This window comes from Streptomyces sp. NPDC001108, from assembly GCF_053598535.1.
Map to the genome: position 1 here is coordinate 39711 of NZ_JBSFKL010000024.1, position 21790 is coordinate 61500.

Annotated in this window: 20 protein-coding genes; 6 read left to right on the plus strand and 14 right to left on the minus strand. The window is 71.8% G+C overall.

Features of this window, described 5'->3' with window-relative positions; all coding sequences use genetic code 11:
* Positions 1-93: 93 nt before the first annotated feature.
* From ACWC97_RS31925 to ACWC97_RS31960, 8 genes are all read right to left on the minus strand, one after another.
* On the minus strand, positions 94-1299 hold the full coding sequence (locus ACWC97_RS31925; protein ID WP_352279666.1) for an acyl-CoA dehydrogenase family protein: 1206 nt from the start codon (positions 1297-1299) through the stop codon (positions 94-96).
* 2 nt (positions 1300-1301) lie between these two features.
* On the minus strand, positions 1302-1829 hold the full coding sequence (locus ACWC97_RS31930) for a MaoC family dehydratase (protein WP_352279664.1): 528 nt from the start codon (positions 1827-1829) through the stop codon (positions 1302-1304).
* A gap of 2 nt (positions 1830-1831) precedes the next feature.
* Entirely contained in the window at positions 1832-2794 is a 963-nt protein-coding gene (locus ACWC97_RS31935; protein WP_352279662.1) for an HpcH/HpaI aldolase/citrate lyase family protein, read from the minus strand.
* Entirely contained in the window at positions 2791-4803 is a 2013-nt protein-coding gene (locus tag ACWC97_RS31940; RefSeq protein WP_352279660.1) for a protein meaA, read from the minus strand. Before ACWC97_RS31940 ends, ACWC97_RS31935 begins: the two co-directional genes overlap by 4 nt.
* Before the next feature lies 1 nt (position 4804).
* Positions 4805-6178 carry a crotonyl-CoA carboxylase/reductase gene (ccrA, locus tag ACWC97_RS31945; RefSeq protein WP_450653123.1) on the minus strand — a complete coding sequence of 458 codons (1374 nt, stop codon included), beginning with the start codon at positions 6176-6178 and terminating at the stop codon, positions 4805-4807.
* A gap of 359 nt (positions 6179-6537) precedes the next feature.
* Positions 6538-7335, minus strand: coding sequence for a GNAT family N-acetyltransferase (locus ACWC97_RS31950; protein WP_450653124.1), 798 nt, complete (start codon positions 7333-7335; stop codon positions 6538-6540).
* Positions 7336-7395: 60 nt separating this feature from the next.
* Positions 7396-8211, minus strand: coding sequence for a TetR family transcriptional regulator (locus ACWC97_RS31955; protein WP_352279654.1), 816 nt, complete (start codon positions 8209-8211; stop codon positions 7396-7398).
* Positions 8212-8302: 91 nt separating this feature from the next.
* The gene (locus ACWC97_RS31960) at positions 8303-10084 is read right to left on the minus strand and encodes a 3-hydroxyacyl-CoA dehydrogenase family protein (RefSeq protein WP_450653126.1); all 1782 of its coding nucleotides are present in this window, start codon (positions 10082-10084) and stop codon (positions 8303-8305) included.
* Between the two features lie 359 nt (positions 10085-10443).
* Here ACWC97_RS31960 and ACWC97_RS31965 point away from each other — a divergent pair, with 359 nt between their 5' ends.
* Positions 10444-11025 (plus strand): adenylosuccinate lyase, encoded by a 582-nt coding sequence (locus tag ACWC97_RS31965; protein WP_352279651.1) that lies wholly within the window; start codon positions 10444-10446, stop codon positions 11023-11025.
* A 24-nt stretch (positions 11026-11049) separates the two neighbouring features.
* Here ACWC97_RS31965 and ACWC97_RS31970 read toward each other — a convergent pair whose 3' ends face one another.
* The 3 genes from ACWC97_RS31970 to ACWC97_RS31980 form a co-directional block, all read right to left on the minus strand.
* On the minus strand, positions 11050-11559 hold the full coding sequence (locus tag ACWC97_RS31970) for an N-acetyltransferase family protein (RefSeq protein ID WP_450653128.1): 510 nt from the start codon (positions 11557-11559) through the stop codon (positions 11050-11052).
* Positions 11560-11644: 85 nt separating this feature from the next.
* The gene (locus tag ACWC97_RS31975; protein ID WP_352279649.1) at positions 11645-13249 is read right to left on the minus strand and encodes an alpha/beta hydrolase; all 1605 of its coding nucleotides are present in this window, start codon (positions 13247-13249) and stop codon (positions 11645-11647) included.
* A 154-nt stretch (positions 13250-13403) separates the two neighbouring features.
* The gene (locus ACWC97_RS31980; protein ID WP_352279647.1) at positions 13404-14444 is read right to left on the minus strand and encodes an Rv2578c family radical SAM protein; all 1041 of its coding nucleotides are present in this window, start codon (positions 14442-14444) and stop codon (positions 13404-13406) included.
* 180 nt (positions 14445-14624) lie between these two features.
* Here ACWC97_RS31980 and ACWC97_RS31985 point away from each other — a divergent pair, with 180 nt between their 5' ends.
* From ACWC97_RS31985 to ACWC97_RS32005, 5 genes are all read left to right on the plus strand, one after another.
* Positions 14625-15068 carry an SRPBCC family protein gene (locus ACWC97_RS31985; RefSeq protein WP_352279646.1) on the plus strand — a complete coding sequence of 148 codons (444 nt, stop codon included), beginning with the start codon at positions 14625-14627 and terminating at the stop codon, positions 15066-15068.
* A gap of 231 nt (positions 15069-15299) precedes the next feature.
* Complete coding sequence (locus tag ACWC97_RS31990) at positions 15300-17834, plus strand: MFS transporter (RefSeq protein WP_450653131.1); 2535 nt, start codon at positions 15300-15302, stop codon at positions 17832-17834.
* 131 nt (positions 17835-17965) lie between these two features.
* Positions 17966-18619: an SAM-dependent methyltransferase gene (locus tag ACWC97_RS31995; RefSeq protein WP_450653133.1), complete on the plus strand. Its 654-nt coding sequence runs from the start codon at positions 17966-17968 to the stop codon at positions 18617-18619.
* 72 nt (positions 18620-18691) lie between these two features.
* Positions 18692-18814, plus strand: coding sequence for a hypothetical protein (locus ACWC97_RS32000; protein WP_450653135.1), 123 nt, complete (start codon positions 18692-18694; stop codon positions 18812-18814).
* A 6-nt stretch (positions 18815-18820) separates the two neighbouring features.
* Entirely contained in the window at positions 18821-19387 is a 567-nt protein-coding gene (locus tag ACWC97_RS32005) for a DinB family protein (RefSeq protein WP_450653137.1), read from the plus strand.
* 61 nt (positions 19388-19448) lie between these two features.
* On the opposite strand, the gene ACWC97_RS32010 is transcribed toward ACWC97_RS32005, so the two are convergent.
* Genes ACWC97_RS32010 through ACWC97_RS32020 form a run of 3 tightly spaced genes read right to left on the minus strand, consistent with a single transcriptional unit; the run spans position 19449 to position 21790 of the window.
* A complete protein-coding gene (locus ACWC97_RS32010; RefSeq protein WP_450653138.1) occupies positions 19449-19856 on the minus strand; it encodes a GntR family transcriptional regulator in 408 nt (135 codons plus the stop codon).
* 18 nt (positions 19857-19874) lie between these two features.
* Positions 19875-20849: an ABC transporter permease gene (locus ACWC97_RS32015; protein WP_450653140.1), complete on the minus strand. Its 975-nt coding sequence runs from the start codon at positions 20847-20849 to the stop codon at positions 19875-19877.
* A complete protein-coding gene (locus ACWC97_RS32020; RefSeq protein ID WP_450653142.1) occupies positions 20846-21790 on the minus strand; it encodes an ABC transporter ATP-binding protein in 945 nt (314 codons plus the stop codon). Before ACWC97_RS32020 ends, ACWC97_RS32015 begins: the two co-directional genes overlap by 4 nt.

Below are 21790 nucleotides of genomic sequence, written 5' to 3' on the forward strand. Positions count from 1 at the left end.
CAAGCCAGCAGCCGAGTCGGACGGGGGGCAGGCACCGGCCGAGGGTGACAGGGTGTGATCTTCTTCGCGGCCAAATCGCCCGCAAGGGGACAATCACCCCTGGAACCGGTACTCCTCAAGGAGTCGGCGCCCAATGATCATTTTCTGGATCTCGGCGGTACCTTCGCCGATGAGCAGCATCGGCGCCTCCCGGTAGAGGCGTTCGATCTCGTACTCCTTGGAGAAGCCGTAGCCGCCGTGGATGCGGAAGGCGTCCTCGACGACTTCCTTGCAGTATTCGGAGGCGAGGTACTTCGCCATCCCTGCCTCCAGGTCGTTTCGTTCGCCGGAGTCCTTTTTGCGGGCTGCATTTACCATCATCGCATGGGCGGCTTCCACCTTGGTGGCCATTTCAGCCAGCTTGAACTGGATGGCCTGGTGCTGCGCGATCGGCTTTCCGAAGGTCTGGCGCTGCTGCGCGTACGAAACGCCCAGCTCGAACGCACGCTGCGCGACTCCGCAGCCACGGGCGGCCACATTCACCCGGCCGACCTCGACGCCGTCCATCATTTGGTAAAACCCCCGACCGGTGGTGCCCCCCAGTACTCGATTGGCCGGAATTCGTAGTCCATCCATGATGAGCTCGGTCGTGTCGACGCCTTTGTAGCCCATTTTGTCGATCTTGCCGGGAATGGTGAGCCCCGGCCGGACCTCTCCGAAGCCGGGCTCCTTCTCGACCAGGAACGTGGTCATCGACCTGTGCGGGGCGGTGCCCTCGGGGTGGCCTTCGTCACTCCGGCACAACACGGCCACCAGCGAGGAGGTGCCGCCGTTGGTCAGCCACATCTTCTGGCCGTTCAGCACGTACGCGTCGCCGTCCCGGACCGCCCGGGAGCTGATCGCCGAGACGTCCGAGCCCAGCGCCGGCTCGGACATCGAGAACGCGCCCCGGACCTCGCCCAGCGCCATCCGGGGCAGGAAGGTGTCCTTCTGCTCCTGGGTGCCGTGCTGCTTGAGCATGTATGCCACGATGAAGTGCGTGTTGATGATTCCCGACACGCTCATCCAGCCGCGGGCGATCTCCTCCACGCACAGCGCGTATGTGAGAAGCGACTCACCCAGCCCCCCGTACTCCTCGGGGATCATCAGCCCGAACAGGCCGAGCTCCTTGAGCCCCTCGACGATCTCGGTCGGGTACTCGTCGCGGTGCTCCAGCCCGGTCGCGACCGGAATGATCTCCTTGTCGACGAAATCCCGGACCGTGGCGAGGATTTCCCGCTGGACATCGGTGAGGCCGGCGGTCTGGGCGAGTCGCGTCATGGCTACTTCTCCACGTTCTTCTGCGAAGGCTGCTTCAGCTCGGGGCGGCCGGGCTGCTCGCCGCCGCGCTCCTTGATGTACGTCTCGGTGGGGACCATCACCTTGCGGCGGAACACGCAGACCAGAGTTCCGTCCTGCTTGTATCCGCGGGTCTCGACGTGGACGATTCCGCGGTCGCTCCTGGATTTTGACGGAATCTTGTCGAGCACGGTGGTTTCGCCGTAGATCGTGTCCCCGTGGAAGGTCGGTGCGACGTGCTTCAGCGACTCGACCTCCAGATTGGCGATCGCCTTTCCGGAGACGTCCGGGACGGACATGCCGAGCAGCAGCGAGTAGACGTAGTTGCCGACGACGACGTTCTTTCCGAAATCGGTCGTCCGTTCCGCATAGTTGCTGTCCATGTGCAGCGGGTGATGATTCATGGTCAGCAGACAGAAAAGGTGGTCGTCGTACTCGGTGACCGTCTTTCCGGGCCAGTGCTTGTAGAGGGCACCGACCTCGAACTCCTCGTATGTGCGGCCGAACTGCATGGTCAGGCCTCCGGGGCTTCGAACTTGGAGGTGCGCTGCATACCGGCGGCGCGTCCCTTGCCCGCGACGACCAGGGCCATCTTGCGGCTCGCCTCGTCGATCATCTCGTCGCCGAGCATCGCCGAGCCCTTCTTGCCGCCCTCCTCGGAGGTGCACCACTCGTACGCGTCGAGGATCAGTTCGGCGTGGTCGTAGTCCTCCTGCGAGGGCGAGAACACCTCGTTGGCCGCCTCGACCTGACCCGGGTGCAGCACCCACTTGCCGTCGAAGCCGAGGGCCGCCGCGCGCCCGGCGACCTCGCGGTACGCGTCCACGTCCCGGATCTGGAGGAAGGGGCCGTCGATCGCCTGGAGGTCGTGCGTGCGGGCCGCCATCAGAATGCGCATCAGGATGTAGTGGTACGCGTCGGCGCCGTAGCCGGGCGGCTGCTGACCGACGACCAGGGTCTTCATGTTGATCGAGGCCATGAAGTCGGCCGGGCCGAAGATCAGCGTCTCCAGCCGGGGCGAGGCGGCCGCGATGTCGTCGATGTTCACCAGGCCCTTGGCGTTCTCGATCTGCGCCTCGATGCCGATCCGCCCGACCTCGAAGCCCATCGTCTTCTCGATCTGGGTGAGCAGCAGGTCGAGGGCGACCACCTGCTGGGCGTCCTGGACCTTCGGCAGCATGATGCAGTCGAGGTTCTGGCCGGCGCCCTCGACGACGGTGATGACGTCGCGGTACGTCCAGTGCGTGGTCCAGTCGTTGACGCGGACGACCCGGGTCTTGCCCGTCCAGTCGCCGTTGTTCAGCGCGTCCACGATGGTGTGCCGGGCGCCCTCCTTGGCGAGCGGGGCGCAGGCGTCCTCCAGGTCGAGGAAGACCTGGTCGGCGGGGAGGCCCTGGGCCTTCTCCAGGAACCGCGGGTTCGAGCCGGGCACGGCCAGGCACGAGCGGCGCGGACGCAGGCGATGGGTGGCAGTCATGCGGGGACCTCCAGAGGGTCGAGCTTGTTCGCTTTCCGGATCTCGTCGACGATACGGCCGATGATCTCCGTGATACCGAAGTCCTTCGGGGTGAATACGGCGGCGACACCGGCCCCGACCAGGGCCGCGGCGTCGGCGGGCGGAATGATCCCGCCCGCGATGACCGGGATCTCGGCGGCGCCCGCCGCCCGCAGCCGGCCGAGCACGTCCGGCACGAGTTCGGCGTGCGAGCCGGAGAGGATCGACAGCCCGACGCAGTGCACGTCCTCGGCGAGCGCGGCCGAGACGATCTGCTCGGGGGTCAGCCTGATCCCCTGGTACACGACCTCGAACCCGGCGTCGCGGGCCCGTACGGCGATCTGTTCGGCGCCGTTGGAGTGCCCGTCCAGGCCCGGCTTGCCGACCAGCAGCCGCAGTCGTCCCACACCCAGGTCGGCCGCGGTGCGGGCGGTCTTCTCGCGGACCAGCGCCAGCGGGGAGCCCGCCTCGGCGGTCACCGCGACCGGGGCGGACGAGACGCCCGTCGGGGCCCGGAACTCGCCGAAGACGTCGCGCAGCGCCCAGGACCACTCGCCGGTGGTGACCCCCGCGCGGGCACACTCCACGGTCGCTTCCATCAGGTTCCCGGTGCCCGCGGCGGCCTTCTTCAGCGCGGCCAGCGCCTCGGTCGCCCGGGCCTCGTCGCGGTCGTCGCGCCATGCGTGCAGGGCGGCGACCACCGTGGCCTCGTTGGCGGGGTCGACCGTCATGATCGCCCCGTCGAGGTCCGCGGTGAGCGGGTTCGGCTCGGTCGTCTCGTAGATGTTGACGCCGACGATCCGCTCCTCGCCCGCCTCGATCCGGGCCCGCCGGGCGGCGTGCGAGGCAACCAGTTCGGACTTCAGGTAGCCCGACTCGACGGCGGCCATGGCGCCGCCCATCTCCTGGATCCGGTCGATCTCGGCGAGCGAGAGGGTGACCAGTTCGTCCACCGCGGCCTCGATCACGTGCGAGCCCGCGAAGATGTCCTCGTACTCCAGCAGGTCGCTCTCGTGCGCCAGCACCTGCTGGATGCGGAGCGACCACTGCTGGTCCCAGGGGCGGGGCAGGCCCAGCGCCTCGTTCCAGGCGGGCAGTTGGACGGCGCGGGCGCGGGCGTCCTTGGAGAGGGTGACGGCCAGCATCTCCAGGACGATCCGCTGGACGTTGTTCTCCGGCTGCGCCTCGGTCAGCCCGAGCGAGTTGACCTGGACGCCGTAACGGAAGCGGCGCTGCTTGGCGTCGGTGATGCCGTACCGCTCGCGGGTGATCCGGTCCCAGATGCGGCCGAAGGCGCGCATCTTGCACATCTCCTCGATGAAGCGGACGCCCGCGTTGACGAAGAACGAGATCCGCCCGACCACGTCGCCGAACCGCTCCTCGGGCACCTGGCCGGAGTCGCGCACGGCGTCCAGCACCGCGATCGCGGTCGACATGGCGTACGCGATCTCCTGGACCGGGGTGGCCCCCGCCTCCTGGAGGTGGTAGCTGCAGATGTTGATCGGGTTCCACTTCGGGATGCGGCCGACCGTGTAGGCGATCATGTCGGTGGTCAGCCGCAGCGAGGGGCCGGGCGGGAAGACGTGCGTCCCGCGCGAGAGGTACTCCTTGACGATGTCGTTCTGCGTGGTGCCCTGGAGCTTCGTGGGGTCGGCGCCCTGCTCCTCGGCGACCACCTGGTAGAGCGCCAGCAGCCACATCGCGGTGGCGTTGATCGTCATCGAGGTGTTCATCCGTTCCAGGGGGATGTCCTGGAACAGCTTCCGCATGTCGCCGAGGTGGGAGACCGGCACACCGACCCGGCCGACCTCGCCGCGGGCGAGGACGTGGTCGGGGTCGTAGCCGGTCTGCGTCGGCAGGTCGAAGGCGACGGACAGGCCGGTCTGGCCCTTGGCGAGGTTCTGCCGGTAGAGCTCGTTGGACGCCTCGGCGGTCGAGTGACCGGCGTACGTCCGCATGAGCCACGGGCGGTCCTTCTGACGCCCGCCCATGTCAGACACCCCGGCCGTGCTCGCCGGTCCGCGCCGTCGGGGCGTCGCGGAACAGGTTGATGGCGTCGAGGTGCTTCGCGCGCATCTCCTCGTCCCGGACGCCGAGCCCCTCGCGGGGCGCCAGGGCCAGGACGCCGACCTTGCCCTGGTGGAGGTTGCGGTGGACGTCGTAGGCGGCCTGGCCGGTCTCCTCCAGGGAGTAGACCTTCGAGAGGGTCGGGTGGATCTTCCCCTTGGCGATCAGGCGGTTGGCCTCCCACGCCTCGCGGTAGTTGGCGAAGTGCGAGCCCACGATCCGCTTGAGCGACATCCACAGGTAGCGGTTGTCGTACTCGTGCTGGTAGCCGGAGGTGGAGGCGCAGGTGACGATGGTGCCGCCCTTGCGGGTGACGTAGACGGAGGCGCCGAAGGTCTCGCGGCCCGGGTGCTCGAAGACGATGTCCACGTCCTCGCCGCCGGTCAGTTCGCGGATCCGCTTGCCGAACCGCTTCCACTCGCGCGGGTCCTGCTCGTGCTCGTCCTTCCAGAACCGGTAGCCCTCGGCGTTGCGGTCGATGACCGCCTCCGCGCCCATGGCCCGGCAGATGGCGGCCTTCTCCGGGGAGGAGACGACGCAGATCGGGTTGGCGCCGCCGGCCAGCGCGAACTGGGTGGCGTAGGAGCCGAGTCCGCCGCTGGCGCCCCAGATCAGGACGTTGTCGCCCTGCTTCATGCCGGCGCCGTTGCGGGAGACCAGCTGGCGGTAGGCGGTGGAGTTGACCAGGCCGGGCGCGGCGGCCTCCTCCCAGCTGAGGTGGCCGGGCTTCGGCATCAGCTGGTTGGACTTGACCAGGGCGATCTCGGCCAGGCCGCCGAAGTTGGTCTCGAAGCCCCAGATGCGCTGCTCGGGGTCGAGCATCGTGTCGTTGTGGCCGTCGCTGGACTCCATTTCCACGCTCAGGCAGTGCGCGACGACCTCGTCTCCGGGCTTCCAGGCGTTGACGCCGGGACCGGTGCGCAGGACGACACCCGCCAGGTCGGAGCCGATGACGTGGTACGGCAGGTCGTGGCGCCTGGCGAGCTCGGAGAGCCGTCCGTACCGCTCCAGGAAGCCGAAGGTGGACAGCGGCTCGAAGATCGAGGTCCAGACGGAGTTGTAGTTCACCGAGCTCGCCATGACGGCCACCAGGGCCTCGCCCGGGCCGAGTTCGGGCACCGGGACCTCGTCCAGGTGCAGCGACTCGCGGGGGTCCTTGTCGCGTGTGGCGAGCCCGTGGAACATCTCGGTCTCGTCCTTGTGCACGGTCACCGCGCGGTACGACTCGGGCATGGACAGGGCGGCGAAGTCGGCGGCGGTGCTGTCCGGCGACTGGATCGCGTCCAGGATTTCCTTCACGGGGTGCCTCCGGGGATCGGGGCGCTGAGGGAACGCTTGCGAGTCCCTGCGAGCAGAGGGGTGCGGTGGAGTGGAGAAACGGGTGCCGTCGGTCCGGCGGTGGAGAACTTCGGCTTGCTCTGTGGAGCGGAAGGGCTGCCTGTGACGCAGGCGTCCGGGCACGCGGGTGTTGCGCCCGCTGGGACAGCCGCCGTTCGCGAGTTCTCGCTCCGGCGGCCGCCCGGACCACTTCAACGTATGGCACTCCGTGACACGTGGCAAGGCACTCCGTGCCAACAATTTCTCTCACTTGTCGGCACCCTGGCACCGATGAGCGAAAAGTGGGGTGTTCTGAGGGGAAATGCCCGATGGATGATCGATCAGTGGGAGCGGTGGACGAAGGGGGTCGTGGTGGTCAGAGCGAGGAATCCCAGCCGCTGGAGGATCGGGCGGCTCGTCTCCATGGCGTCCACCTGGAGGTGGCGGTAGCCGCGCTCCGCGGCGATCCGGGCCCGGAAGGCCACCATCGCCCGGTAGACGCCCTTTCCGCGCCACTCCTCGACCGTGCCGCCGCCCCAGAGCCCCGCGAAGCCCGTGCCCGCGTACAGCTCCATCCGGGCCGAACTGATCGGCTCCTCGCCCGCCATCGCGAGGACCCCGACGAAGTCGTCGGGGTTCTCCGCCAGCCTGGTCAGCACCTGGTGCCGCAGATGCGGCTGGGGCGTGCCGAACGCCCGCTCGCCGGCGCGGACCATCAGCTCCACGTCCGCAGCGTCCCGCACGGTGCGCAGCCGTACGCCCTCGGGGAGAGCCACCTCCGTCGAGACCTCCCCGACCGGGGCGACCATCAGGGTCTCCCGCTCCTCGGCCTCGAAGCCCGCCGCCAGCAGCCGGTCCGCCAGACCGGCCGGCCGGTCGTGCCCGTACAGCTTCCACTCGAACGCGTCGTGCCCGAGCGCCGCGTAGTGCGCCACCTGGGCCGCGATCACCGCGTCCGCCCGCGCGGGGTCCAGGCCGGGGTCCGACCAGACGACGCCGTTCCAGTCGTCGGCCGTGCCGGACTGGCGGACGACGTCGCCGGTGTGCTCGACCCGGACGCCCGGGCCGTCCGGGCGGGAGTGCTCACGCCTCTCGCGGTCGAAGAGGGCCAGCAGTGTTTCGGGGGTGGGTGCAGTCATCCGGCCACCCCAGCACCGGGGTGCGGGGGCGGCAACCGGATTTGCGTACGGGCCCGCCGGTCAGCGGTCCCGGAGCGCCTGCTGGATCGTGCGCATGACCTCGTCGAGCGGCGCGTCCGTCCGCGCCACGGTGACCAGCACCTCGCCCTGGGACGACACCGACGCGGCCGGCTGCGGCGCGGGCTCGGCGCCGGTGGTCCGGCCGGCCCCGATGCCGGTGCCGAAGGTGTCCCGGACGATCGCGAACGCGTGGTCGAGCTGCGCCTCCACGTCGCCCTCGCCGCCCGCCCGCAGCCAGCGGCGCAGCACATGGTTGTGCGCGGTGACGACGGCGGACGCCGCGACCTCCGCCAGCAACGGGTCGTCGTTGCCGACATGGTGGTCGCGCTCGTCGAAATGGCCCAGCAGATAGCGGGTGAACAGCCGCTCGTAGCGGGCCACCGAGGCGATCTCCGCCTCCCGCAGGGTGGGCACCTCGCGGGTCAGCTTGTAGCGGGCCACGGAGACCGCGGGCTTCGCCGCGTACATCTTCATGACTTCCTTGATGCCTCGGCAGACGGTGTCGAGCGGGTGCTCGTGCGCCGGCGCCGCGTTGAGGACGGCCTCCGCCCGGACGAGGGTGTCGTCGTGGTCCGGGAAGATCGCCTCTTCCTTGGAGCGGAAGTGCCGGAAGAAGGTCCGCCGGGCGACCCCGGCGGCGCCCGCGATCTCATCGACGGTCGTCGCCTCGTAGCCCTTCGTGGCGAAGAGTTCCATGGCCGCGGCGGCCAGCTCACGGCGCATTTTGAGCCGTTGGGCGGCGGCGCGGGTGCCTGCGGCACTTTCCGGGGCGTCGGGCGCGGCGGTGGCACGGGAGGACCTGGCGGGCTGGGACATGGTGTGAACGTACTGCATCGGGTCCGGGGAGTGCGCCCGTGGGGGAGGGCCGCCCGACGGATCGAGCAGCCCTCCCCACCCGGCCCCGCGGTCAGCGACGGGCATACTCGCGGAAGCCGCGCCCCGTCTTGCGGCCGAGACAGCCGGCGGCCACCAGATGTTCGAGCAGCGGCGCCGGGGCCAGGCCCGGGTCGCGGAACTCGTTGTGCAGCACCTTCTCGATGGCCAGCGAGACGTCCAGCCCGACCACGTCGAGCAGCTCGAACGGACCCATCGGGTAGCCGCCGCCCAGCTTCATCGCCGCGTCGATGTCGTCGAGGCTGGCGTAGTGCTCCTCGACCATCTTGATCGCGTTGTTCAGGTACGGGAAGAGCAGCGCGTTCACGATGAACCCGGCCCGGTCCCCGCAGTCCACCGGGTGCTTGCGGACGGCACCGCACACCTCGCGGACGGTGGCGTGGACGTCGTCGGCGGTGAGTACGGTACGGACCACCTCGACCAGCTTCATCGCCGGTGCCGGGTTGAAGAAGTGCATCCCGATGACGTCCTCGGGGCGGGAGGTCGCCCGAGCGATGGCCACCACCGGCAGCGAGGACGTCGTGGTGGCCAGGACCGCGCCCGGCCGGCAGACCTTGTCCAGCGTCCCGAACAGCTGCTGCTTGACCGCCAGGTCCTCCGCCACGGCCTCCACCGCGAGATCGACCCGGGCGAAGGCGTCCAGCGAACCCGCCGGGGTGATCCGGTCCAGCGCCGCGTCCCGCGCCTCGGCCGTCAGCCGCCCCTTGGCGACGGAACGCTCCAGGGACGTGGCGATCCGGCCCTTGGCGGTGTCCGCCTTCTCCTGGCCGCGCGCGGCGAGCACCACGTCGTACCCGGCCTTCGCGAAGACCTCGGCGATCCCCGAGGCCATCGTCCCGGAACCGGCCACCCCCACCGAGCGCACCGGCCGCCCGGCCACCACCGAACCGCCGTCCTTCGGGGTCAGCGCGTCCGGCACCACCTCCTGGCTCCCGGCCTCCGCGTACGTGTAGAAGCCGCGCCCCGCCTTGCGGCCGGTCAGCCCGGCGTCGCTGAGCTGGCGCAGTACGGGGGCGGGGGCGTGCAGCCGGTCGTGGGACTCGGCGTACATCGCCTCCAGGACGGTGCGGGCGGTGTCGATGCCGATCAGGTCGAGCAGCGCGAGCGGGCCCATCGGCAGCCCGCAGCCGAGCCGCATCGCCGCGTCGATGTCCTCCCGGGAGGCGTAGTTGGCCTCGTACATCGCGGCGGCCTGGTTGAGGTAGCCGAAGAGCAGACCGTCGGCGACGAAGCCGGGACGGTCGCCGACCGCGACCGGCTCCTTGCCCAGGCTGCGGGCGAGCGCGGTGACCGCCTCGACGGCCGGCGGCGCGGTCAGCACCGAGGAGACCACCTCGACCAGCTTCATCGCCGGTGCCGGGTTGAAGAAGTGCAGCCCGAGGACCCGCTCGGGGCGCAGCGACTCGGCGGCCAGCCGGGTCACCGACAGGGCGTTGGTCCCGGTCGCCAGGATCGTGGTCGGGGAGACGATCGCGTCGAGCTCCCGGAACACCCGCTGCTTGATCTCGTACGACTCGGGCACGACCTCGACCACCAACTCCGCCCCGGCGGCGGCCGCGAGCTCGGTCGAGGTGCGGAAACGGGCGAGGACCTCGCCCCGCTCCCGCTCGGTGATCCGCTCGCGCCGCACGGCACGGGCGGTCGCGGATTCCAGTGCGGCGACGGCCCGGCGGGCGGCCGCGTCGCTGATGTCGATGCCGATGACCTGGTGACCGGCGCGGGCCAGGACCTCGGCGATGCCGGTGCCCATGGTGCCGAGACCGACGACGGCGATGGTGCCGATGGGGGTGTCCATCACGGGACTCCAGAGAAAGAGTGACGGCTGAGAGGAAGCGCGGCGCACGCCTACGGGCGAACGGGAGCCGCACACGCGGGCGTTGCGTGTCGTGGAGAACGGGCCCGGAGCGATGGGCGCACCGGGAACCGGAGAAGGGTGACGGGCTCTGTCCCGGAGCCGCGTCTGGCAGATCTGCCGAACCGACAAGCACTCCGGGCGGCTGCGTCACCAGGCCGTCGGAGCAGAGCGGGGAAGGTGTCCCGCTCACATGAGATTAACCGCGGGGTAACGAGCACGCCAGACCTCGGCCGTTGTGTGTCGGGCCACATTCCGGCGCCCCCTCGATACGCTGCGTCCCCGCCGATACGCTGACGGTCATGGACGAGGAGTTCCGGTCGCTGGCCGACCGGCTTGCCGACGAGGCGGAGGCGGCCGGGCAGTCGGCGGCCTTCCGCGCCCTGCTCGCCACCGAGGACCCGGAGGAACTGGCCGGTGTCCTGGTGGAGCGCGAACGCCCGCTCTGGGCCCGGGAGATGGCCGCCTTCCGGCTCGGCTGCGAGGGCGACCGGCGGGCCTTCGAGGCGCTGGTCCTGCTGCTCAACCACCGCGACCCCGAGCGCTGTGTCTCCGCCGCCGTCGCCCTGGCGCGCCTGGGCGACCCCCGTACCCCCCGGGCCGCCGCCGCCCTGGCGACCAACGCCCTGCGCACCGCCTACGCCCTCCACCCGGTACGGCTGCTCACCGCGTTGCGCGCCCCGGAGTCCGTGCCCGCGCTGATGAGCACCCTGGAGCGGCTGCTGGCACCGGGCGAGCCGTACTGGCGGGTGGCGCTCGCCTGTGTGGAGGGGCTGGGGCAGTTGGGCGACGAGCGGGCCCGCCCCCTGCTGGCGGCGGCGGTGCCGCATCCGCGCCTGGGCGGCGCGGCCCGGGAGGCACTCGCCCGGCTGGGCACCGGCTGAGCGGACGCGGGACCGTGACGGGGCTCAGGTCGCCGCGCGCACGTACCGCACCTCGGGGACGAGCACACCGTCCGCCTCGAAGGTCTCCTCGGCGCCGTCCGCCGCGAAGCCCGCGCGTTCGTAGAAGCGGCGGGCCCGGGCGTTCTCCTTCAGCACCCACAGCTCCAGGTGGGTGAGCCCCCGCGCCGCCGCGCGGGCCAGGACCTCGGCCGTCAGGGCCCGGCCGGTCCCGGTTCCGATCCGCTCGGGCGCCACGTAGAGCGCGTACAACTCGCCCCGCTCGGGCGCGGCGGGGCCCTGGAGAGGCCCGTAGCACGCCCAGCCGATCACCCCCGGGCCGTCCGCCTCGGCCACCAGGTTCACCAGCGGGCCGCCCCGGGCGAGGGCGGCCCGCCGTCGTTCCGTGTCCTCGGCGACGTCGCGTTCCATGGCGTCGAGGTACGTCTCCGGCACCAGGCCCGTGTACGCCGCCCGCCAGCCGCGCGCCCGGAGCCGGGTGACCGCCGCGCAGTCGTCGGCGGTCATGTTCCTCATGCGCACGTCCGGTCGTGCCGTGTGGTCCATCGGGCCATCCTGGCGCAGCCGCCGGGACGGCCCGCGGGCGGGCGGGTCCGGCGGGTCAGGTGCGGGTGCCGAGCAGGCGGTGCAGGACGGCGCCCCGGCTGCCGGAGTCCGGCGGCCGCACCGACTTGGCGGCGGGCCCGTCGGCCGGTGGCTCCGGCTCGGGGGTCCGGGGGCAGACCGCGTCCGCGACGTCCCGGCCGTGCCGGGCGCGGGGGACGGTGCCCTTGGCGAGGTAGTCCGCCAGGTAGCCGTCCAGGCAGTCGTTGCCGCCGAGGGTGATGCCGTGGTTGCCGCCGCCCTCCTCCACGACCAGGCTGGAGCCGTGCAGCCGGCGGTGCAGGGTTACCCCGCCCGGGTACGGGGTGGCCGCGTCGTCGGTGGCCTGGAAGAGCAGCGCCGGCGGGAGCGACCGGTTGGAGACGCGCACCGGGTTCAGCGGCGCGACCGGCCAGTCGGCGCACGGCGCGTTGTACCAGTGGTTGTTCCAGGTGAAGAAGGGCGCCTTGGTGTGCGTCCGGCGGCTGTCGCCGAGCCAGGTGTTCCAGAACCGGGGCCACCGCGCGTCGCGGCACTGCACGGCCACGTAGACCGCGTACCCGTTGTCGGCCTCGGCGTCGACCGCGCCGAACCTCTCGTACGCGTCCACCAGCGCGTCCTGGTCGCCGTCGTGCGCGTACGCGGCGAACGCCTCGGCCAGTTCCGGCCAGTAGCCGTCGTAGTAGCCGCCCGGCAGGAAGGTGTCCTCCAGTTCGCTCGGGCCGACCTTCCCGCCCGCGGGGTGGCGCCCGACCGCCGCGCGCATCGCGTACCAGGCGCGCTCCACCCCGGCCGGGTCGGTGCCGAGGCGGTAGGTGGCGTCGTGCTTCGCGATCCAGGCGGTGAACGCCTTGTGCCGGGCGTCGAAGGCGTGGTCCTGGGCGAGGTTGGCGTCGTACCAGACGTCGTCCGGGTCGACGTTGGAGTCCAGGACCAGGCGCCGCACCCGCTCCGGGAAGAGCTTGGCGTACACCGCGCCGAGGTAGGTGCCGTAGGAGTACCCGAAGTAGTTGAGCTGCCGGGCGCCGGTGGCCCGGCGGATCACGTCGAGGTCCTTCGCCGCGCTGACCGTGTCCATGAAAGGCAACAGGTCCGGGTACTTGCGCCCGCACGCCTCGGCGAACGCCCTGGTCCGGTTCCGGTTGGCCCGCTCCACGCCGGGCGAGTCCGGCACCGAGTCGGGGCGCACCGGGTCGAAGTAGTGGGGGACGCAGTCCAGCGCCGGTCTGCTCCGGCCGACACCGCGCGGGTCGAAGCCGATCACGTCGTAGTCCGCGGCGACCGCCTTCGGCAGCGCCGACGCCACGAATCCGGCCATCGTCAGGCCGCTGCCGCCGGGCCCGCCCGGGTTGACGAGCAGGGGGCCCTGGAAGTTCTTCGAGGTGTGCGGGACGCGGGACAGGGCGAGCGTGATCCGCCGGCCCGACGGGTCGTCATGGTCGAGCGGAGCGGTGACCTTGGCGCACTGGAGTCGCGGATACGCCTTGGTGCCGCAGTCGGTCCAGCGGAGCTGCGCGGCGGCGGGCCGGGCGGCCCCGTCGGCGGTCGCCGGGGGCGGTGCGGCGGTCACCAGACCGGCGACCGCCGCACCGACGGCGAGAAGAATTCCCGGACGTTTCGTCATATGGCCTCCCGAGGTGGGGGAAAGACGGCTGCGCGGGGGCACGGCCCCCGCCGCATGCTCCCCGCATTCGCGCCGGGTAGGACCTGTTGCGTGGAGAGTTGACCCGTTTGCCCGTGCGGCCCGTGTCCGGCCGCCCGTGCGGCGGGGCGCCGGGTCAGAGCAGGGACAGCTGGGTGGGGCCGGGGCCGTCGAGCGCGGCGGGCCGCTTCTCGCGGGCGGGGAGCTTCCGGGCGGCCCCGCGGTGGGCGGGGCCGATGCCGTACTCGGCCGCCAGCTCGTGGACGTACCGGGTGATGCGACGCTGGTACCAGGTGGGTGCGTAGGCGCCTTGGGCGTACAGCCGTTCGTAGCGCCGGACCAGGTGCGGGTGGTGCTTTTCCAGCCACTGCGTGTACCACTCGCGGGCGCCGGGGCGCAGATGGAGGACGAGCGGGGTCACCGAGGTGGCCCCGGCCGCGGCGATGGCGCGGACCGTGGCGCGCAGCTGGTCGGGGTGGTCGCCGAGGAACGGGACGACCGGGGCCATCAGGACGCCGCAGTCGATGCCGTGCTCGCTCAGTCTGCGGACGGTGTCGAGCCGGCGGGCGGGGGAGGGGGTGCCGGGCTCCACGGTCCGCCACAGCGTCTCGTCGACGAAGCCCACCGACATGGAGACGCCGACCTCGGTCACCTCGGCCGCCTGCCGGAGCAGCTCCAGGTCGCGCAGGATCAGGGTGCCCTTGGTCAGGATCGAGAAGGGGTTGGCGTGGTCCCGCAGGGCCGCGAGGATGCCGGGCATCAGGCGGTACCGGCCCTCGGCGCGCTGGTAGCAGTCGACGTTGGTGCCCATCGCGATGTGCGCGCCGTGCCAGCGGCTGGAGGCGAGCTGGGCGCGCAGCAGCTCGGGGGCGTTGACCTTGACGACGATCTGGGTGTCGAAGCCGAGGCCGGTGTCGAGATCCAGGTAGCTGTGCGTCTTGCGGGCGAAGCAGTAGACGCAGGCGTGCGAGCAGCCCCGGTACGGATTGACGGTCCACTCGAACGGCATCCGGGACGCGCCCGGCACCCGGTTCACGATCGAACGGGCCCGGATCTCGTGGAAGGTGATCCCCCGGAACTCCGGGGTGTCGATGGTGCGCGTGGTCACCGCGTCCGCGGTGAAGAGCGCGCTGTCCCCGGCCGTCGCGGGGTTCTCGGTCAGATGGTCCCAGCGCATGGACGCCTCCTCGGTAGCACTGGCCCGAGAATAGAACACTTGTTCCCTTGATCGTTTCCTCCCCTTCGTCCCGGGCCGGGCGGAAGCTGGCTGGGCGGGCGTCCGGGCCGGATTTTGAGCGCGGTGCCGGAGATGGAAGGCTCGGTGTCCCCCGAACAACCGAGTGCTGGAGGAAGAGCCATGGCGCAGGTCGAGGCCACCACGGAGCGAGTCATCGCGGCGGACGCGGAGACGGTGTTCGACGCCCTGGCCGACTACCAGGAGGTCCGGGGCGAGGTGCTGCCCGGACACTTCAGCGAGTACGAGGTGCGCGAGGGCGGCGACGGCGAGGGCACCCTCGTCCACTGGAAGCTCCAGGCCACCAGCAAGCGGGTCCGCGACTGCCTGCTGGAGGTCACCGAGCCCACCGACGGGCAGCTCGTCGAGAAGGACCGCAACTCCTCGATGGTCACCACCTGGACCGTCACCCCGGCCGGCGAGGGCAGATCGAAGGCGGTCGTCTCGACCGTCTGGAACGGCGCCGGCGGCATCGGCGGGTTCTTCGAGCGCACCTTCGCGCCCAAGGGCCTCGCCCGGATCTACGACGAGCTGCTGCAGAATCTCGCCACCCGCGTCGAGAAGTAGCCCCGGCTCCTCTCCCGGGCCCGGTCCGAACGCCAGACCAGGCCCGGGACGGCCATGATCCGCCTCACCGGTTCGGGTGGTTTTCCCCGTGCGCCGGTCCACCCGCCGCAGCGGCTCCCACCGGGCGTTAAACCGTTTCGCGCGCGCTGTCGGCGCCCCCCGCCGCGTTTGCCTCGCTCCCCGCGCAGTGCGAGAAAAGGGCGGCGCAGACGCGACGAGGGGAGCGGACACGTGGTGGGCGGGAAGACTCTGCTGGAGGAAGAACCGGGTGGCGAGGAGACGGCCCGTACGGCCGTCGTACCGCCCCCGCGGTCCGTCGGGCCGTTACCGGAGCAACGCTCCGGGTCGTCCGCGCCACCGGGCGAGGCCGGTGGGAGGGCGGGCGCGGGAGCCGTCGGTGAGGGCGGGCCTGAGACCGACCCCCGGCGCATCCGGCTGATCTTCTTCGGACTGATGCTCACCCTGCTCCTCGCGGCGCTCGACCAGATGATCGTGGCCACCGCGCTGCCGAAGATCGTCGGCGAGCTGCACGGCCTGGAGAAGATGTCCTGGGCCGTCACGGCCTATCTGCTCGCCTCCACGATCGGCCTGCCGATCTACGGGAAGCTCGGCGACCTCTTCGGCCGCAAGGGCGTCTTCCAGTTCGCCATCATCGTCTTCGTGATCGGCTCCGCGCTGGCCGGCTGGTCCCGCACCATGGACGAGCTGATCGCCTTCCGGGCCGTCCAGGGCATCGGCGGCGGCGGGCTCATGATCGGCGTCCAGGCGATCATCGCGGACGTCGTGCCGCCCCGCGAACGCGGCCGGTTCATGGGGCTCATCGGCGCCGCCTTCGGCCTCGCCTCGGTGGCGGGCCCGCTGCTCGGCGGATTCTTCACCGACCACGCCTCCTGGCGCTGGTGCTTCTACATCAACGTCCCGTTCGGCCTGGTCACCTTCGCCGTCATCACCGTCGTACTGAAACTGCCCAGGCCCGCCGTACGGCCCCGGCTCGACGTCCTCGGCGGGCTGCTGCTCGCCGCCGCGTCCACCTGCCTGGTGCTGCTGACCAGTTGGGGCGGCACCGAGTACGACTGGGGCTCGCCCATGATCCTGGGGCTGGGCGCCGGAGCACTCGCGACGGCCCTGCTCTTCCTGGCCGTCGAGCGCCGGGCGGCCGAACCCGTCATCCCGCTGCGGCTGTTCCGCGACTCGATCTTCAACGTCACCGCGCTCGTCGGGGCGGTCATCGGGGTGGGCCTGTTCGGCGCCGCCAGCTATCTGCCGACCTTCCTCCAGATGGTCGACGGCGCCAGCGCCACCGAGTCCGGACTGCTGATGCTCCCGATGATGGGCGGCATCGTCGTCGCGTCCGTCGTCTCCGGCCAGCTGATCTCCCGCACCGGCCGCTACCGGCTGTACCCGATCATCGGCAGTGGGACCTCGGCGGTCGGGATGTGGCTGCTCTCCTTCCTCGACGTCGACACCCCGCGCATCGAGTACAGCATCGCGCAGGCCGTGCTCGGCATCGGGATCGGACTGGTCATGCCGGTGCTGGTGCTCGCCGTGCAGAACTCGGTCGTCCCCGCCGACATCGGCTCCGCCACCAGCGCCAACAACTACTTCCGGCAGATCGGCGGCAGCGTCGGCGCCGCCGTCTTCGGGACGCTCTTCGCCGGCCGGCTCGCCGACGCGCTCGCCGTCCGGCTCCCGTCCGGCGCCGACCTCCCGGACCCCGAGTCCATCACCCCGCAGCTCGTCCACGCGATGGAGCCCGCGCTGCGCGACAGCTACATCCAGGCGTACGCCGACGCGATGCCGCGGATCTTCCTCTACCTCGTGCCGGTGCTCGCGCTCGGCCTGTTCCTCGCCTTCTTCCTCAAGGAGAAACCGCTGGTGTCCCACCACAGCCCCGACAGCACCACCGAGTCCGTCACCACCGAGTCCCCCACCGTCCCGGTCGCCCGTACCGTCCCGGCGCTCCCGGCCGCACCGGCCACCGGCGCCGTCCCGCCCGCCGCCCCGCGCTCCGGCGCCGCGGTCTCCGGCCATGTCCAGCACCCCGACGGCACCAGGGTCGCGCGTGCCGCGCTCACCCTCATCGACGTCCAGGGACGGCAGGTCGGCCGGGGCGCCAGCGCGGCCGACGGACGGTACACGCTGAGCGCCCCCGGTTCGGGCTCGTACGTCCTGATCGCCGCGGCGGGAGGACACCAGCCGCAGGCCGTCAGCGTCACCGTCGGCGAACGGCCGGTCGAACTCGACGTGGTGCTCGGCGGCGCCGGGCGCCTCGCCGGGGTCGTCACCACCGCCGACGGCACCCCGGTGCGCGACGCCTCCGTCACCCTCACCGACGTCCGCGGCGAGGTCGTCGCCTCCGCCCGCAGCGGCCGCGAGGGCGGCTATGTCATCACGGAGCTGGTGGCGGGCGAGTACACCCTCGCGGCCAGCGCCCCCGCCTTCCGGCCCGCCGCGCTGCCGGTGAGCGTGCAGGCGGCCCGGGAGACCCGGCAGAACATCGAGCTGGCGGGCGGCGCGGTGCTGCGCGGCGTCGTCCGGGCCAACGGCGGCAGGCCCGTCGAGGACGCCCGGGTCACCCTGCTGGACGCGGCGGGCAACGTGGTCGACACCCTCACCACGGGCGCCGACGGGACGTTCCGCTTCGTGGACCTGTCCACCGGCGAGTACACGGTGATCGCGGCCGGCTATCCGCCGGTAGCCACCGTCCTCCAGGTCGCGGGCGGCGGACGGACCGAACGCGACCTCCAGCTCGGCCACGAGGACTGAGCAGGCGCCAGTGAAGGACCGGGGCCGCCCCCGGCGACGATCGGCCCGACGACCGGCGCACACCGGTCGCCGGGCCTTACCGTGGAATCACGCACCGCGGAACGTCGCGGTGGGGAAGGAGCCTTCCACCCATGGACCGCGAGGTGCCGGGCCCACGGTCGCCCGTGCTGTACGACGCCGCGACGGGCCGGGTCCCGCTCGCCGTCGCCGTGGTCGACCAGGACGGGCGGATCTCCCACTGGTCGAGCGGCGCGGGCCGGCTCTTCGGCGTCGGCAGACACGCGGCGATCGGCAGCCCGGCCGCCGCGGCCGTCGCGCACGCCCGCCGCGCCAACCCCGCGGGCTCCACCGAGTTCGCCCAGCTCGACCTGGTCGACGCGGCGGCGGTGGCCGCGCTGCACGACCGGATCGGCGACGCCCACGTCTACCTGCGCGCGGTGATCCACCAGAGCGAGCCCGAGGCCCGGCCGGCCGTCGCCGCGGCGGTCGCCACGCTGGTCGGGAAACGGGGGAGGGCCTTCGTGACCGAACCGACCCCCGCCTCCAAGGACGTGCTCCGGCAGGTGGCCCAGGGGCCGGACGGCCCGCCGGAGAAGCTGCGCCGGGTCCTGGAACACGGACTCCGGCCCGCCGAGGCCACGGAGGAGGAGGTGCGCCGGCTGCTCGGGGAGACCGGCCTCACCCTGCTGGCGGACGGTGCGGGCGCCCTGGTGCAGACCGCGTACCTGCCCGACGGGACCCGCGTCGAACTGCCCGCCCGCTGGTTCGTCCTGGGCCGCACCTGAGCAACGGCCGCACCGGGTGCGCCCGTCGGAAAACACGGGCGCGCCGGAGACCGGGCTTGGCATGATGACGCGATGACCGAGGACGTGAGAAACATGCCCCCGCAGGTGGGCGACGAGCGTGCGTCACCGAGCGCCCGCCACAACGGCCAGGCCGACCTGCTCCGCGAACGCCTCGACGGCGTCACCGGGGAGTGACCCGGAATGGACGGGAGGACGTGGACGGCGCCCCGGGTCGACCGTACGACCACCGGCGGCGACCAGGTGAACGTGCCGAGCGCGGCCGACGAGCGCGTCCTGCTCGACGGCTGGCTGCGCTGGCACCGGGAGACGCTGCTCACCAAGTGCGCCGGGCTCGACCCGGCCCGGCTCGCGCGGACCGCCGCCGAGCCGTCCGGCCTCAGCCTCCTCGGTCTGGTCCGGCACATGGCGGAGATCGAACGCTGGTGGTTCCGCCGCGGCTTCGCCGGTGAGCCGCTCGGCGACGTCTTCACCGGGCCGGGCGACGGCGACGAGGGGCTGGAGGGCGTCGACGCCGCGCACGCGGAGCGCGACTTCGCCCGCTACCGCGACGAGGTCGCGGCGTGCGAGGCCGCGGTGGCGGGGCGCGGGCTCGACGAGACGTTCGTCCTGGCCACCCGCGGCCGGACCGTCAGCCTGCGCTGGGTGTACCTGGTGATGATCCAGGAGTACGCCCGCCACAACGGCCACGCGGACCTGCTGCGCGAACGGACCGACGGCGCCACCGGCGACTACCCGGCGGCGCGGTGAACGACGGCCGCTCCGGTCCCCTGCCGGGGGCCGGAGCGGCCGTACGTACCGGAGCGCGTGGTCAGCCGGTGTCCGCCTCGGGCGGGTACACGGCCGCGTACGCCGAGCGGAAGAGGGCGTCCACCTCCTGGCCGCTGAGTCCCTGGCCCTTCGCCTCGGTCAGCCACTCGGCGAGCGAGGCGCGCAGCGGGGAGTCGGTGCTCGCCTGCGGCGGGACGAGGGTGCGGGTGATGAAGGTGCCCGCACCCTGCCGCACCTCGGCGAGACCCGCCCGCTCCAGCTCCCGGTACGCCTTGAGCGTGGTGTTCGGGTTGACCTTGGTGTCGGCCGCCACCTGCGCGGCCGTGGGCAGCCGGTCACCCTCCTCCAGGGCGCCCATCCGCAGCGCCTGCTCGACCTGGCGCACGATCTGGAGGTACGTGGCCACTCCGCTGCGCCGGTCGATCCGGAACACGACCACTGCCTTCACCTTCCCGTCTGCCAGGCTCTAGAGCGGTCGACGGGACACCCGCCACAGGACGAACGCGGTGAGCACCGCGGTGCCCGCGAGCAGCAGGGCCGCCCCGAGCCACTGCATGCCGCCCATCTGGTTGTACTCCAGGTACTCGTAGACATTGTTCACGATGCCGTGCTTCTCGATGCACGCGTCCGTGGCCTTCTCGGTGGTCTTGGAGCACAGGCCCCAGCCGTAGAGGTGTCCGTCGGCGGAGCTGATCCAGCGGTCCACCTCCAGCGAGTCGTTCAGCCGCGCGGGCATGTCGGCGTCGAGCGGGTAGACGAGCGTGCGGGTCGAGGCGAGGCGGACGATCATCTCGTCCCAGAACACCCCGAAGCCCCAGGAGAAGAAGAGTCCGGCCGCCATCGCCGGGAGGGTCCGGCGCACCAGCACGCCGATGGTGATGCCCACGGCGGTCAGGAAGAGGCAGAGGGCGGGGAGCACCGGTCCGGTGATGTCGAAGATCGACCCGCTCGCCCAGTCGTACGGGAACACCGAGCGGTAGGGCTTCCACCACCAGGTGAAGACGACCGACAGCACCACGCCGGTCACCAGCACCGCGCCGTAGGTCCAGGCGAGCTTCGCCACCGCCCAGCGTCCGCGCGAGACGGACTGGGTGGTGACCAGTTGCGCGGTGCCGTTCTCCTTGTCGCCCGCGATCAGCGGGGCGCCGATGAAGACGGCGAGCAGCAGCGGCAGCGCCCCGAGCGCGCTGACCACGAGGTTGACGCCGTCGGAGTCGAAGTTCAGCGACATGACGTCCTTCTCCGGCCAGCCCGCGGCCGTCAGGACGTCCTTCATGCTGCTGCGCTCGTACATGATCCAGAGCGAGCCGAGGACGGTCGCGCCGAGCAGGGTGAGCAGGGCGCCCCGGTGCTGGCGCACGACGAGCCAGCTCAGCCCGCGCAGCAGCCGCGGTTTGGTGGTGTCGCCGGACCGGGGGGCTTCGGTGAGGGTGGTGCTCATGCGGTGTGGCTCCCTTCGGCCTCGGTACGGGCACCGGGTGTGAACAAGGGGGGCGCCTGCGGCGAGCGCAGATGGGCCAGGAGGACTTCCTCCAGGCTGGGTTCGGCGACCACCCAGTCGCCGGACAGCGGGCCCCGGGGCCGGACCAGCGCGTGGAACTGCCGGCCCTGGACGCGGTACTCGATGACCGTGTGGGGGGCGAGCAGGGCGGCCGGGTCGCCGTCCGTGGCGAGTCCGGTCACCAGCGAGTGGGCCGGGACGAGCGCGTCCGCGTCCCCCGCCATCCGGAGCCGGCCGCCCGCGAGCACCAGCAGGTAGTCGCACATGTCCTCGAGCTCGGAGAGCATGTGGGAGGACATGACGACGGTGGTGCCGTGCTCGACCGCCTCGGACATCAGCAGCGTGCTCATGTCGTGGCGGGCCAGCGGGTCGAGGTCCGACATCGGCTCGTCGAGCAGCAGCAGATCGGGCCGCTTGCCGAAGGCGAGGGCGAACGCGACGCGGGTGCGCTGGCCGCCGGAGAGCGTGCCCACCTTGGCGTCCATCGGCACCTGGCCCGCCCGGACGATCCGCTCCGCCGAGGCCGCGTCCCAGTTGGGGTTGAGCTCGCTGCCCATGCGCAGGGTCTCGGCCACGGTGAACCGCTTGAACAGCGGCTTGTCCTGGCCGAGGAACGCGAATCTCGGCATCGCCCGGGGGTCGTCCACCGGCACGCCGAAGATGCTCAGGCTGCCTTCCGTGGGCTGCACCTGACGGGTCGTGATGCCGAGCAGGGTGCTCTTCCCGGCTCCGTTGGGGCCGACCAGGCCGCAGATCCGGCCGGCCGGCAGCCGGAAGGAGACATCCTCCAGCGCCCGGCCGCGACGGTAGCGCTTACCCAGGCCACGGGCCTCCAGGGCCCAGGCACCGGACGAGCCGGCCGGAGTCAATGCGTCTGCCAT

Bases quoted from the DNA above. Each gene is read 5' to 3' on its own strand.
- ACWC97_RS31925 (WP_352279666.1), bottom strand. From the start codon at position 1,299: ATGACGCGACTCGCCCAGACCGCCGGCCTCACCGATGTCCAGCGGGAA.
- ACWC97_RS31930 (WP_352279664.1), bottom strand. From the start codon at position 1,829: ATGCAGTTCGGCCGCACATACGAGGAGTTCGAGGTCGGTGCCCTCTAC.
- ACWC97_RS31935 (WP_352279662.1), bottom strand. From the start codon at position 2,794: ATGACTGCCACCCATCGCCTGCGTCCGCGCCGCTCGTGCCTGGCCGTG.
- ACWC97_RS31940 (WP_352279660.1), bottom strand. From the start codon at position 4,803: ATGGGCGGGCGTCAGAAGGACCGCCCGTGGCTCATGCGGACGTACGCC.
- ACWC97_RS31950 (WP_450653124.1), bottom strand. From the start codon at position 7,335: ATGACTGCACCCACCCCCGAAACACTGCTGGCCCTCTTCGACCGCGAG.
- ACWC97_RS31955 (WP_352279654.1), bottom strand. From the start codon at position 8,211: ATGTCCCAGCCCGCCAGGTCCTCCCGTGCCACCGCCGCGCCCGACGCC.
- ACWC97_RS31960 (WP_450653126.1), bottom strand. From the start codon at position 10,084: ATGGACACCCCCATCGGCACCATCGCCGTCGTCGGTCTCGGCACCATG.
- ACWC97_RS31965 (WP_352279651.1), top strand. From the start codon at position 10,444: ATGGACGAGGAGTTCCGGTCGCTGGCCGACCGGCTTGCCGACGAGGCG.
- ACWC97_RS31970 (WP_450653128.1), bottom strand. From the start codon at position 11,559: ATGAGGAACATGACCGCCGACGACTGCGCGGCGGTCACCCGGCTCCGG.
- ACWC97_RS31975 (WP_352279649.1), bottom strand. From the start codon at position 13,249: ATGACGAAACGTCCGGGAATTCTTCTCGCCGTCGGTGCGGCGGTCGCC.
- ACWC97_RS31980 (WP_352279647.1), bottom strand. From the start codon at position 14,444: ATGCGCTGGGACCATCTGACCGAGAACCCCGCGACGGCCGGGGACAGC.
- ACWC97_RS31985 (WP_352279646.1), top strand. From the start codon at position 14,625: ATGGCGCAGGTCGAGGCCACCACGGAGCGAGTCATCGCGGCGGACGCG.
- ACWC97_RS31995 (WP_450653133.1), top strand. From the start codon at position 17,966: ATGGACCGCGAGGTGCCGGGCCCACGGTCGCCCGTGCTGTACGACGCC.
- ACWC97_RS32000 (WP_450653135.1), top strand. From the start codon at position 18,692: ATGACCGAGGACGTGAGAAACATGCCCCCGCAGGTGGGCGACGAGCGT.
- ACWC97_RS32005 (WP_450653137.1), top strand. From the start codon at position 18,821: ATGGACGGGAGGACGTGGACGGCGCCCCGGGTCGACCGTACGACCACC.
- ACWC97_RS32015 (WP_450653140.1), bottom strand. From the start codon at position 20,849: ATGAGCACCACCCTCACCGAAGCCCCCCGGTCCGGCGACACCACCAAA.
- ACWC97_RS32020 (WP_450653142.1), bottom strand. From the start codon at position 21,790: ATGGCAGACGCATTGACTCCGGCCGGCTCGTCCGGTGCCTGGGCCCTG.